Raw genomic sequence first — 13,290 nt, forward strand, 5'->3', positions numbered from 1 at the left:
ATAAATAAAATGAACCGTATACTACTCATCATTGCTTTGGCCTCCACTTTTTTGGCCCAAGCCCAATCCGGAAACTTAAGAGGAAAAGTAACCGATCAAAACAACAACCCGCTCGGCAACGTGAATATTGCCGTATCCAATACCAGTTTAGGCACAAATACGAACTACTCTGGGGAGTATGAGATATCCGATCTTGCCCCGGGCCCCTATACGTTGACCTTCTCCATGGTAGGTTATGGCACACAGAACCAAACCGTGACCGTTTACGCCAATCAAACCACGAACGTACAAGCCATCACTTTGGTGGAGCGACAAGAACAACTGAACGAGGTTGTGGTTGAAGGAACCCAAGCAAACACATTTGCACGTAAGGCAAGTGTTTATGTATCCAAGATGCCTTTAAAGGACATTGAAAACCCACAGGTATACAATTCCATCTCCACAGAATTGCTGCAGGACCAAGTGGTCACCAATTTTGATGATGCCCTTAAAAATGCCCCCGGAATTGACAAACTTTGGGAATCAACGGGACGTGGTAGTGATGGTGCAGGCTACTTCTCCCTACGTGGTTTTGCCGTACAGCCCACCATGATCAACGGATTGCCCGGTTTAACCAACGGTAGTCCCGACCCTGCGAACGTCGAGTCCATTGAAGTGATCAAAGGCCCTTCGGGAACTTTGTATGGTAGTAGTTTGATTTCCTATGGTGGTTTGATCAACATCAACACCAAAAAACCATTCTACGGCTTTGGTGGGAACATCTCCTATACTTCCGGCAGTTATGGATTGAACCGTGTGAGCGCCGATGTAAACACCACTTTGGGCAACCAGAACAATATTGCGCTTCGTGTGAACACTTCGTACCACACCCAGAACAGCTACCAGGATGCCGGATTCAGGAAATCCTTCTTCTTTGCGCCATCCTTGGCGTTTCAGGCCAATGATAGGCTTTCGTTCAACATCAACACTGAGTTTTATAATGGTAGAAGCACCAATCAAACCATGTTGTTCGTAGATCGTGGTTCGCCACTTCGTGTGACCAATCTGGATGAATTGGGTTACGATTACAAACGTTCGTACACTAGCAACGATTTATACATCGACACACCAACCTACAGCCTTCAAGGTCAGATGAACTATATTTTGAGTGATTCTTGGACCTCCCAGACCGTAGTTTCAAGATCTAATGCAAAGTCCGATGGTTACTATTCCTACTTGTATGAGGTAACCTCAACCGTGGAAGGTCTTTCAGGTGCTCCAATAGCCGATGGCATTATTTTGGCCCGCTATACCAGTAACCAAAACTCCGAGACCTTGGGAACCGACATTCAACAGAACTTTATAGGGGATTTCAATATTGGAACCATGCGCAACCGCTTGGTCGTAGGATTGGATTATTTTAAAACAAGAACCATTAACAACAGTACAGGCTACGGAAACCAAGGTTTCACCTATGTGGGATCAAACCCGGATGAGTTCCAAGCTGTTGTCCCAGCTCTACATGCATACTACGGAACCCCAATGGGAACCGGTTTGTACGACTCGGGTGTATTGACCCAGGCAGGTGCCGATGCAGGAATCGCGACCTTGGCCAATCCAGGGGCCCAATTCAGTGAAGCGGAGCAAGAGATCTTTAGTGCCTACGCCTCCAACGTCATCAACCTATTGCCAGAATTGTCTGCAATGGCCAGCTTGCGCGTAGACCGTTTTTCCAATGACGGGTACAATCAGACCGCATTCTCACCAAAATTTGGAGTGGTATACCAACCTATCCTGAACAAAGTTTCCCTGTTCGCCAACTATATGGACGGATTTAGCAACGTAGCTCCCGTAACCGAGCTATCCAACGGAAACACATCCGTAAGGGCATTGAACCCAGAGCACGCCAACCAATTTGAAGTAGGTACCAAGTTGAACTTGTTCAACGATAAACTTTCTGCCACTTTGAGCTATTACGATATTACCGTGAGCGATATGGCACAGCGAATCGATACCGATGCCAACAACTATTTCTACACCCAAGATGGGGAACAAAGCAGTAAAGGTTTTGAAGCGAGCATTATCGCCTCACCCATTGACGGATTGAACATCGTCGCCGGTTATAGCTACAATGACAGCGAATTGGTTGAGGGAGCAGACAGTTTCACCGGTTTTAGACCCGAGAGTGCAGGTCCAATGCACCTGGCCAATATTTGGGCCAGCTATCGGTTCACACAAGGGACCTTGCAAAACTTTGGTCTTGGATTTGGTGGCAACTACGCCAGCGAGAACAAAATTTTCAATAGAACCAACGGTACGTTCGCCATTGACGAGTATACCATTCTTAATGCATCTACCTTTTATGATGCCAAAGACTTCAGAATCACCTTGAAACTGGACAACATTGCAAACAAAGACTATTATAAAGGTTGGTCCACCATCAGCCCTCAAAATCTAAGAAGTCTTTCGGCAAACTTCACCTATAAATTCTAAGACAAAAGCCATGAAAAAACTCATTACCACCATATTGTTGGTTACCCTCCCCGTACTGTCCGCATCCGCACATTATTTATGGATAGAGACCAACGGAACAGGCACCTTGGGTCAATCCCATGAAATCCGTGTACACTTTGGGGAATACACCTACGGGGTCGTTGAAGAAGTGGAAGGGGAAGCTTTCCCGGCCGTTTCAAAGTTTACCCTTTGGGTAATTGCTCCCGATGGCTCAAAAAATGTACTGAACACCACTCCCAAGAAAGACCATTACCTGGCCCATTTTACTCCAAGTAAAAATGGGGTATATACCATAATGCTCAATAATGATGAGATTGATGTCATTGATTACACCCAGTATGATTTCGGCATCTTCAAAACCCATTATCACTCGACCGCAAAGGTCCAGATTGGCAGTGCTGATGCTGATACCAACGCGGCGAATCCCAACGGTATCGTGGTAAAGCAATTGACCAATAACGGGAATGAGGTTAAGCTCCAAGTACTGTACAAAGACCAACCCTTGGCCAAAAACGAACTGCAAGTCTATGTGGCAGACCTTTGGTCAAAAACCCTGCACACCGATGACAACGGTGAAGTATCCTTTGCCCTGCCTTGGAACACCAAGTACATTGTAGAGACCACGACCAAAGAAGAAGTACCTGGCTCGTACAAAGGAGAAGACTATCAGTTTATTTGGCATTGCGCCACCTATTGCATAAAACAATAAGCTATGGTGACCCTCATTTCATTGCTCACTTTTATGGCCTTTTACCTGCTTTATGGCACCTCTAAAAAGATGGCCTCCATAGGTGAACTGGGCATTGGGAAATGGACAGGTGAACACAAAAAAATAGCTCAAGCAGCCAGTTTGGCCCTAATGATTTTTTCATTGGGGCTTAGCTGTTTTTTATGGGGGCTTGGTTCCGGCACCTTTACTTTTTTCATCCTCTTGATGACCGTTGCCAGTTTGGTGATTCTCTTGGCCCCTTTGCGATTATTGAACTACCCGTTTTTGGGTGTCCTTTTTATAGGCTCTATCCTTTTTGAAACCATACTGTTTTAACCTATGCCCGCCAATAAAAAATATTTGACTCCATCGGCATCCCAACGATTTGCCAAAATAACCGCTGCCATTTTAGGTGGTCTTATGGTGGCCGTTATGTTCCACATGGCCTTGGCGAGTTGGTTCAACCACGTTGCCATAATAATTACCAGTACCTTTTCCGCTTTCATTCTTTGGGCGGTTTTGATGGTCTTGGCGTTTTTGGGCAAAAATGGATGGAAAGTCTGGGGCATATATCTCTTGGCCAGTTTGGTGCTCTTCGTCATATTTTATTTTGGAAAACAAACCAACCCACTTGTTTAAAACCATGGGAAACCGCATTTACAATATTTTGTTCCATACACATACCGTAAGTGGTATTGTGATCAGTGTGGCACTCTACGTCATTTTTTTCACGGGATCCTTCTCCTTTTTTCGGGATGAAATTGCCAATTGGCAACGTGGACATTCCGTAAGTCAGGATGATGCATTGCCCAGCAGCTTGGATGGGCACCTTAACGACCTTTCCAAAGAATACAATTTGTACGGTCGGGAGGTGGAATTAAGACATTATTACAACGAAAGAAGTATTTCCGTTAACTTGGGGGCTTCCAAGGATTCATTGGCATCAGAAGAGGAAAAAGCACCCGTATTTTTCTATCTGGACCCTGAGGCCAAGACCAAGACCGACAGCTACGCAAGCAATTACCATTTGGGGGAATTCCTGTACCGACTTCACTTTCTCGATCAGATCCCCTACCCCTATGGCCGTTACTTGGCCGGATTGGTGGCTTTCTTTTTTCTTTTTGCCATCATTACGGGAATCTTGGTGCATTGGAACAAGATCGTTTCCAATTTTTATATCTTCAGACCTTGGGCCAAATTAAAGACCCTATGGACCGATGCCCATACCGCTTTGGGGGTAATAGGATTTCCATTTCAGTTTGTATATGCCGTTACCGGCGCCTTTTTCCTGTTGAAGGGTATATTGATTCTTCCTCTCGTAGCTGGACTCTACGATGGTGACCAAAACCAATTGTTTGAAGATTTGGAATACAACCACCCCGTTTATGAATTCCAAAACGAAAGACTGGACCAAACCATCAACTTGGACCAATATGTTGCCGATATGAAAGAAGAATGGGGTGATTTTAGGGTTACGGAGACCCATATCTTCAACTATGGCGATCAAAATATGCACGCCGCCATTAGCGGATATCTTGGGTATAACACCAAACTAAACGGTTTGGGGTACCGCATTTATAAAATTGCCGATGGTTCCGTTGCACAGGAAAAAGCACCTATTGCACAAACTTCTTATTTGGATGGGGTAAAAAATATGATGTTCCGACTCCATTTTGGCGATTACGCAGGCTATGGCCTAAGAGTGATCTCCTTTATCCTTGGATTGGTTTCATGCTTTGTGATCCTCTCCGGAATCATGATTTGGTTGGTGGCACGCGACAAAAAGAACATCCCGGAAAAACGCCGAAAGTTTAACCAACAAGTGGCCAATTGGTATATGGCCATCTGCCTTACCTTGTTGCCCGTTACCGCTTTGGAATTTCTTATCGTAAAGTTTGCTCCCGCAGTGAATATGGGTTTCCTCTACAAAACCTATTTTCCCATTTGGTTGTTCGCTACGGTATTTTTTATCCTTAAAAAGGATATTGCCTTTACCAATAAATGGACCTTGATCTCTGGTGGCGTTTTGGGCTTGTTGGTTCCAGTCGCTAATGGAATCGCAACCGGTAATTGGATATGGATGGCCTATCAAAACGGATATCAACATATCCTTTTGGTGGATTTGCTTTGGTTGGTTTTGGGTGTTGCATCCCTTTGGATCGCTTTCTTTAAACTAAGGACAGAAAGGAAGGAACTGACACCAACCCAAGGTTGATCACTTCCAAAAACCCTTATGGTTCACGGTTTCGGCATCTTTGATGACCGCCAAAAAAACATCCGCATCAAGATCCTCCAGAGTATGGTATCGAAGGGATCGCATCACTTTTCTGCCCTCGGTGACCATTTTGTCCAGATGAACGCTAAGGTGCGCCGAACTCCAAAAGCCTACATCCACATAGCCTTTTTTAGGGGATACGTTCAGGTAACAAAATGGTTTCCCTTTTAAATAATAGAAAGGAATGCGATACTTGTATTTGAGTTCCACACCGGGCACCGTGCTCTCTACCAAAACCTGTAATTGCAGCAATATGGTTTTAAAAGGCTCTTCTTGGTTAATGATATAGTCTTCAGCAGGGTTCATGTTCCAAAGATTGGAAATCGATTTCATTTTACCATTTCTTAACCCAAATTATTTTTCCTGCAAAGTGATAATACCCAGGTGTTTCATACATTTGAAAAAACCAAAGACCATGAAACTCCAACCTCTCTTTTTGTCCCTTTTTACTTCTGTTGTTATTTTTGCCCAGGAGCATTCCCATACCAGCTCAAGAGCGTTAACATTTCCCGATATTCCCAATTTTAAGACCTTAAAAACCGATTTCCATCAACACACTGTCTTTTCGGATGGAAATGTATGGCCCACCATCAGGGTCATGGAAGCCCTACGGGACAATTTGGATGTGATTTCATTAACAGAGCACTTGGAGTACCAACCCCACAAGCAAGACATTCCCCATCCCGATAGAAACCGTTCTTTTGAACTGGCCCTGGCCGAAGCAAAGGACCATGACCTTTTGATCATCCACGGCTCAGAAATTACCAGAGGGGCCCCCATGGGCCACAACAATGCCATTTTTATCCAAGACGCCAACAAGCTCTTGCACGATAAAGCGGAAACTGTTTTTGGTGAAGCCAAGAAACAAGGGGCCTATGTATTTTGGAACCACCCGGCATGGTATCCGCAATCCCCAAAAGGAAACCCTATTTTAAGTGATTTCCAAAAAGAGCGTATCAAAAAAGGGGAATTACAGGGGATAGAGGTCATCAATATGGGAGACTACGCAGAGGAATCCTTGGCCTTGGCCCTGGAAAACAACTTGACCATTATGGGCACCAGTGATATCCACGGTTTAATTGATTGGGACTATACCGAAAAAGGTCATGCCCGTCCCATTACCCTCGTATTTGCCAAAGAAAAAACTGCAGCCTCAGTGAAAGAAGCCTTGTTTGCAGGACGTACTGTTGCCGTTTACAATTCCCTATTGGTGGGAAAGGAAGAGAACTTATTACCCCTGCTCAAGGCATGTATTTCCATTGAGGAGGCCACATACATCAACAAAACCTCCATTTTAAAAGTCACCCTAAAGAATTTATCAAGCAGTGATTTGATCTTTGAGAACCAGATGCCCTATACCTTTTACTCCAGTCCTGCGGTGTTCACCGTTCCGGCTGAGGGCACTAAGGTGATTCAAATAAAGACCTTGGAAAAACTGGACTCCCTTTCCTTAAACCTAAAGGCGTTGGGGGCCTATGTAGCACCCAAACAGCACCCCGTGGTTGAGTGGGACATAACCGTTGAAAAAGAGGATTAAGCCACGGAAAAGAGTTCGTGTCCGTTGATTTCCGTATCAAAATCGATACGGATTTTTTCAATATGATCCGCTGGGGTCTTGTCCGATATCCACACCCATTGGTTTTTCATATCCACATCAAAATGAAAACAGGAAAAATCGGTACAGCAATCCCCATCGAACTTGGATAGCAGAAACTTGGTGATTTTAGGCCTAAGCCTATATTCCATGTCTATGCATGCCCGTTTAGCGGAGGAATCGGCATGTTCTGACAATATCCAATTGAACTTCATTTTCAGCGAAATAAGAGAATCAATATACTAAAAAAAACGCTATGTAGCACAAGGTGTTCCGTATACCGATGAAATGGGCTATTCCACCCCCTCCACGTACTCTTGGAGATAAGTGAAGCGAGGCGTCAACTTTCCATTTTGAGTCATCCGGGCCCGTTCCAAAATACCATCCTCATCCCCATTGAAGAAAGCAGGAATCACATATTTGGAAAACGCTTCCCCAAAACCATTGCTGGCATCCCTTGGCAGCTCACAAGGAAGGTTGTCCACTGCCATGACCGCAATGGCCTTTGAATCCATAAAATCGATTTCCATTTCAGAAATGGGATCATACCCATATACAGGGTCCGCGATGGTAGACGATCGTATCGTGGTAGCCACCGGGCCATCAATATCACAACTTATATCGGCCACCACCTTGATGTTGAAATCAGGATGCTTTGCATCTTCCCTTGTATAAAGGTATGGGGCGCCATCCCCATAAAAATGACCTGCAATATAAAAGTCGGTCACTTTGGCAAAACGGAAGAAGTTGGATTGATATTCCTGTGGATTTTGAAAGAAATCGGCCTTGTTGCCACGCACCCCATCTTTTCGCTTGTTGTATTCGGATGCATCAATCTGGCAGTATACGGGCTCTTGATAGGTTTTGTTCAGGTAATCGGAAACATTGACCCGCTTTATTTCCATGGCATCCAACATTTCCCGGGCACCGTTGCCCACCCTTCCCTTGCCGGTCAAAACAATTTTGATGGCGGGCAGTTTAATTCCTTTCAATGCTTTGATCAATGCTTGTTGGTCCTCCAAATTCTCTGCCTTTGGCAAGTTGAACAGTGCAAACTTCAAACCATAGGTCCTTATACCATTATAGGCGCCCACGATACCGGCGTACCGCCCGAAAGCTACCAGACGTTGCTCTTTGGTATTGGTGATCACTTCATGATCGTACAGTTCAATATTTTTCTCCAGAACAGCACGTAGCAAATCCCGATTATAAGGTTGCTTTTTTATGGTATGTGAAAAGAAGAAATACTTTTTATGGGGAAGAAGGGCCTCAATAGGCACTTCCTTTACACCGAGCAATACATTACAGTGTTCCATGGAGTCGGTTACAGGAATATTCCTTTCTTGATATTCTTCATCCGAAAAGACCCGTATTGGGGAGGTTTCCACCTCTATTTGGGCTTCAGGAAAGCTATCCAGGACTTTTTGACATTCCGCAGGAGACAAGACTACCCTGCGATCTGGCGGGTTTTTCCGCTCACGTATAATTCCGAACTTCATACTACGCTTTGGTATAATTGTTGACCAAAATAAGAGTATTGAACAGGGTAAGCAAACTTTTGATTAACTTTGCCATCCTTTTGAAAAAAGTTCTTTATTGTATTGGGGCCGACTGGTTTTGACAGCGAGACCAATGGCTATGTAAGCATGTCGAGCTATGGGAATGATGCTCGTTAATTCAATGTCTCAACTTTTTTAAATGGCGAGTCTAACTACGCTTTAGCTGCTTAATTGACTGAACTATAGTAAGTCCAAGCCTAGTCCCGCAAGGCGGGAAAGCTGAATGTCCCTTGGTAGCCCTTGTTGACGGCGACCTTTTTTGGGGCACCATAAAAGTCAACACCGGATTGTTGTGGCTTCGGCAGGAATCCTAAACTAAAGAAGCTAAGTGTACGATAGGCGGTCCTTGGTCGGTCGTGCATCGAAAATTGAACTTGGACTAAGCATGTAGAAAGCCTAGTTATTGCTTGTTTGGACGAGGGTTCGAATCCCTCCGGCTCCACTAAGACACCATCAAAACAACACATTAAACCTGTAAATTACTGATTTACAGGTTTTTTTATTTTATTTAATTTCATTTAAACTCAAATAAATTCAATTTAAAAGGCACCAAATCGATACCTAATTTACAAATTAAAAAAAGGTATCGATTTCTCTGTAAATTCCTCTTTTTTAATTTTTTACAAAACTCCAATAAGTTATTTTTTATACCTTTATTGACATAAAATCGATACCCAAAAATATGTCAAATTCCTTTGCAGCACTTTTTTACCTTAAAGACAAACGGCTCGACAAGAACGGTAAAGCCGGACTATACCTAAGATTAACAGTGAATGGCCAGCGATCTGTCATTAGCCTCCACAGAAAGATTGACCCTGAAAAATGGGACTCTAGAATGAACAAATTGAAAGGAAAAGGAGTTGAAGCAGAGGAATTGAATCGATTCATGGCCACTGTACGTCATAAGATAAATAAGATTCACCATGAGTTGGTTGAAGAAGGAGAATTTTTCACAGTGCATGATGTAAAAGATAAATTTTTAGGTAATGATAAAAGAGTAAAAATGTTATTGGAACTCTTTGATGAGCATAACGAGCAAATGAAGAAGCTGATTGACATTGAATTTGCCCTAGGGACCTATAAACGTTACCATACCACCAGAAGTCATGTCGCGGAATTTATCAAAACTGAACTGAACAAATCAGATATTCCTGTTCGGGATGTGGATCTGAAATTCATTAAAGGATTTGAATACTTTCTTAAAACGACCAAGGAATGCAATCATAACTCAGCATTGAAATACGTCAACAATTTCAAGAAGATCATCCGAATGGCCGTTGCCCATGAATGGATCAGCAAAGACCCTTTCTACAACTACAAAGTGCAGTTCAAAACAGTGGAACGGGAATTCCTATCCAAAGAGGAATTGCAAGCATTAGTGGACAAAAACATTAAAGGAAAACGCCTAAATATTGTCCGGGATATGTTTGTATTCTGTTGCTATACCGGGCTTTCCTATATCGATGTCCAAAAACTACATCCCGACAATATCGTAAAACATATTGACGGGAGCTTTTGGATAAAGTCCAAACGGACCAAAACCAAATCCAGATTGGGCATTCCCCTACTCCCAACCGCCATGGCCATCCTTGAAAAATATCAGGACCACCCCAAGGTTATCAATGGGGATTGTGTATTGCCTGTTTTGAGCAATCAAAAGTCCAATGCCTATCTCAAGGAAATTGCTGACCTCTGTGGCATTAAAAAAAATCTCACCACCCATTTGGCCAGACATACTTTTGCGACCACGGTGACGCTTTCCAATGGAGTGCCCATTGAAACCGTCGGGCAAATGTTAGGTCATAAAAATCTAAGAACCACACAGCATTATGCCAAGATTATTGATAGGAAGGTGGGTGAAGATATGGCTGCATTGAAAGGAGTATTGGCAAACGAACAAGTACATAGACTTGGAAAAAAGACGAATACTTAATGTATTATTTCGCTTGATAAACTCTTAAAAAAGTGCTTGTTACGTAAGGAATCGCGGGTTCGAGTCCCGTCCAGACCGCTTGGAATATTTCCAAATTTATGCAAAAGCCTGTAAACGAGATGTTTACAGGCTTTTTTCATTTCCATTGACACCAAAAAACATCAAAAAACACCATATAAAAGGTGAGCAATTCGGTGCGCATTTTATCTCCCAAAAAATGCTCACCGCCATCGCTATAATTAGCTGTTTTGCAAATTATTACAAGGATTTGTTAACATTTATTTAAGACCTCTTTTTGTACCTTCAAAGTGTTAAAACAAAACCCTTTGCCATGTTCTCTACAATCAACGTCATTTTTTATCCCAAAAAACGCAAATCAAGTAAGAGTGAATTAGTGCCTATCTATGCCCGTATTACATTGGATAGCAAGCGTGCAGAGTTCAGTACGGGCAAACAGGTCAACCCATTAAAGTGGGATGCCAACACTGGTCGATTACGTGGAAAAACCCCAGAAACACTGGTGCTGAACCGATTCTTCGACACATTGAAAAACAAGTGTGTAACCATCTATGATGACCTGGTCCGTAATGAGGAACATGTGGATGCTGAAACCGTAAAGAACGTCTTTTTGGGAAAGGGGCAGAAACAGTATATGATCTTGGAAATATTCCAAGATCACAATGATGAAATGGAAAGTTTGGTGGGCAAGGAATTCTCCAAAGGAACTCTGCAGCGATACAAGGCCACCTACAAACATATCTCCGATTACATAAGGTACAAATACAAAAAAAGGGATCTACCCCTTAAAAAGCTCGATTATGAGTTTATAACGGGCTTTGATTACTTTTTAAAAAGCCAAAAAAGCTGTTCGCACAATACATCGACCAAATATATCGTCAACTTCAAGAAAATTATACGCATCGCCTATGCCAACCAATGGATCGAACGTGACCCATTCTTCCATTGGTCCGCTAGTTGGAAACACAAGGAGCGGGAGTTTTTGACGCATCAGGAACTGGAATCGATGCTAAAGCAAGAATTTGAATTCGAAAGATTGGACACGGTGCGGGATATGTTTTTGTTCTGCTGTTATACCGGACTGGCCTTTGCAGATATTGAAAAGTTGACCAAGAATGATTTGGTCAAAGACATCAAGGGAAATAAATGGATCAAGACCAAAAGGAAAAAAACCAAGGTTTTGAGCAGCATTCCCCTATTGAGTATTCCTGAGGCTATTATCGAAAAGTACAAAGAGCATCCCAGGGTTATCGAAAAAAAGACATTGCTCCCGGTATACACCAATCAGCGCACCAATTCCTATCTGAAGGAAATTGCAACGGCATGTATGATCAAAAAGACATTGACCACCCATTTGGCCAGACATACTTTTGCAACGACTGTGACACTTTCAAATGGGGTACCGATTGAGTCAGTTAGCAAAATGCTGGGACATACCTCTTTAAAGACGACCCAAATCTATGCCAAGGTATTGGACAGTAAAATATCTGATGATATGGAAAAGTTGAAGAATGATCCTGCCTTATTAGAGTTTGCCAAATCAATCTGAATTAGGCTATGTCCTACTTTTAGGGAAGGCTACATAGGTCCCAGTCCCTATGGGTTTTCGATAAAATAATGAACATCTTGAGCATATACCTTCAATGAATTTTTAACGATTAGTTCAGTGAGCTTTTAGATGCTGATGTTGAGAGAGCTTGGGAACAAAACGGTTCCCTAGTTTTCCCAAGTATAAACTGTCACCACTAGCTAATAGATTAGGTTGGACCCGTCACTTTTCCAAGGCCTTTACTACTCCTTTCCATTACTCTCCACTTTGGAATTTGCTTGTAAAAATGGCGGAAGAAACAACTCTAATACATAATAAAACCACCTATCAAAATGCTTTAAACTTTTTTCTGAAAATCAGATAACTCAAATTAATATGAACGTAGCTACAATAAATGTTTGGAATAGAATTGCAGTAAGAACATTAAAGCCTGTATGAAAAAACAGGTTCCCATTTTAGTGATTATCCCAAACATGCGAACAAGTCCGGTCCATTTTTAGTTGAGAATTTACACTGCACTAATTGATGACAAAATTGATTTCATAAGCTATAGTACCAAACCGAAGACATATCCAGAAATAATCATGCCTACCCGATGACTGAAAAGCAAGCAACAATTAGCTTTTTTCGCATCACTTTTTTAAGAGTGATTATCATCGAATTGATCTACACATACTTTGGTCTACAGGCCCAAGAAACCTGCTAATAAAGTATTCACCCCACTGCACTAAACGGAGCATCTTGAAATATCTATTTATTCAAGCAAAGACCAGATACTTCCAATCAACCATTTTGTTAGTCTCTGTCTTCCGTCACATTTACTATTGTCTTAATAATTGATCAAAAAAATCATAAATCAAGAACAGCTTCCAAGTAGCGAACGCCATATCAGAAAATAGCCCGCTTGTCAAACAACTTTAATACCGGTACCTTAAGCCGAATGGGAATGTCGCTGCATCTTGGAGACATGGCCAAACTCGTATTCATTGCTGTGGAGCATTTTATGGTACACGGTCTCGTCCACGTTGACAGGGATTTTAAGATTGGGGAATTGAATCTGATAGGAATTACCTTTTTTTCCAATGAGTTTTACCTTAATTGGTTTTTTCTCCATAACCTAAATTTTTAAAAAAGTTAAACCATAAAAAAAATACCGTTTC

12 protein-coding genes and 1 other RNA gene are annotated in these 13,290 nt (G+C 42.5%); 8 read left to right on the plus strand and 5 right to left on the minus strand.

Annotated features, from left to right (window positions below):
- The first annotated feature begins 9 nt into the window (after positions 1 to 9).
- The 3 genes from DN53_RS04030 to DN53_RS04040 are packed head-to-tail and all read left to right on the plus strand — an operon-like array spanning position 10 to position 3,538.
- On the plus strand, positions 10 to 2,472 hold the full coding sequence (locus tag DN53_RS04030; protein WP_129653107.1) for a TonB-dependent receptor: 2,463 nt from the start codon (positions 10 to 12) through the stop codon (positions 2,470 to 2,472).
- Between the two features lie 10 nt (positions 2,473 to 2,482).
- Entirely contained in the window at positions 2,483 to 3,202 is a 720-nt protein-coding gene (locus DN53_RS04035; RefSeq protein ID WP_129653108.1) for a DUF4198 domain-containing protein, read from the plus strand.
- A gap of 3 nt (positions 3,203 to 3,205) precedes the next feature.
- Positions 3,206 to 3,538, plus strand: coding sequence for a hypothetical protein (locus tag DN53_RS04040; protein WP_129653109.1), 333 nt, complete (start codon positions 3,206 to 3,208; stop codon positions 3,536 to 3,538).
- Here DN53_RS04040 and DN53_RS18150 read toward each other — a convergent pair.
- On the minus strand, positions 3,535 to 3,804 hold the full coding sequence (locus DN53_RS18150) for a hypothetical protein (RefSeq protein WP_165357255.1): 270 nt from the start codon (positions 3,802 to 3,804) through the stop codon (positions 3,535 to 3,537). The genes DN53_RS04040 and DN53_RS18150 overlap by 4 nt on opposite strands.
- A gap of 41 nt (positions 3,805 to 3,845) precedes the next feature.
- Between DN53_RS18150 and DN53_RS04050 the strand changes: the two genes are divergently transcribed.
- Positions 3,846 to 5,417 (plus strand): PepSY-associated TM helix domain-containing protein, encoded by a 1,572-nt coding sequence (locus DN53_RS04050; protein WP_129653111.1) that lies wholly within the window; start codon positions 3,846 to 3,848, stop codon positions 5,415 to 5,417.
- Here DN53_RS04050 and DN53_RS04055 read toward each other — a convergent pair whose 3' ends face one another.
- Entirely contained in the window at positions 5,418 to 5,810 is a 393-nt protein-coding gene (locus tag DN53_RS04055; protein WP_242502058.1) for a DUF1801 domain-containing protein, read from the minus strand.
- A gap of 82 nt (positions 5,811 to 5,892) precedes the next feature.
- On the opposite strand from DN53_RS04055, the gene DN53_RS04060 reads away from it, so the two are divergent.
- Positions 5,893 to 7,014: an Sb-PDE family phosphodiesterase gene (locus tag DN53_RS04060; protein ID WP_129653112.1), complete on the plus strand. Its 1,122-nt coding sequence runs from the start codon at positions 5,893 to 5,895 to the stop codon at positions 7,012 to 7,014.
- Here the strand turns inward: DN53_RS04060 and DN53_RS04065 are convergent.
- Together DN53_RS04065 and DN53_RS04070 are read right to left on the minus strand one after the other, a co-directional pair.
- Positions 7,011 to 7,223, minus strand: a complete 213-nt coding sequence (locus DN53_RS04065) for a hypothetical protein (protein ID WP_129653113.1) — start codon at positions 7,221 to 7,223, stop codon at positions 7,011 to 7,013. The two genes, DN53_RS04060 and DN53_RS04065, sit on opposite strands and share 4 nt — an antisense overlap.
- A gap of 141 nt (positions 7,224 to 7,364) precedes the next feature.
- Positions 7,365 to 8,570 carry an NAD(P)-dependent oxidoreductase gene (locus DN53_RS04070; protein WP_129653114.1) on the minus strand — a complete coding sequence of 402 codons (1,206 nt, stop codon included), beginning with the start codon at positions 8,568 to 8,570 and terminating at the stop codon, positions 7,365 to 7,367.
- Between the two features lie 104 nt (positions 8,571 to 8,674).
- Here DN53_RS04070 and ssrA point away from each other — a divergent pair.
- The 3 genes from ssrA to DN53_RS04085 all read left to right on the plus strand — a co-directional run bounded on the left by ssrA (position 8,675) and on the right by DN53_RS04085 (position 12,130).
- Positions 8,675 to 9,075, plus strand: a transfer-messenger RNA (tmRNA) gene (gene ssrA / locus DN53_RS04075).
- A 237-nt stretch (positions 9,076 to 9,312) separates the two neighbouring features.
- Positions 9,313 to 10,563, plus strand: a complete 1,251-nt coding sequence (locus tag DN53_RS04080; RefSeq protein ID WP_129653115.1) for a site-specific integrase — start codon at positions 9,313 to 9,315, stop codon at positions 10,561 to 10,563.
- Between the two features lie 331 nt (positions 10,564 to 10,894).
- On the plus strand, positions 10,895 to 12,130 hold the full coding sequence (locus tag DN53_RS04085) for a site-specific integrase (protein WP_129653116.1): 1,236 nt from the start codon (positions 10,895 to 10,897) through the stop codon (positions 12,128 to 12,130).
- 931 nt (positions 12,131 to 13,061) lie between these two features.
- Here DN53_RS04085 and DN53_RS04090 read toward each other — a convergent pair.
- Entirely contained in the window at positions 13,062 to 13,244 is a 183-nt protein-coding gene (locus DN53_RS04090) for a hypothetical protein (RefSeq protein ID WP_129653117.1), read from the minus strand.
- Between the last annotated feature and the right edge of the window lie 46 nt (positions 13,245 to 13,290).

It is taken from the genome of Flagellimonas olearia, assembly GCF_004150225.1.
Classification (GTDB): domain Bacteria; phylum Bacteroidota; class Bacteroidia; order Flavobacteriales; family Flavobacteriaceae; genus Flagellimonas; species Flagellimonas olearia.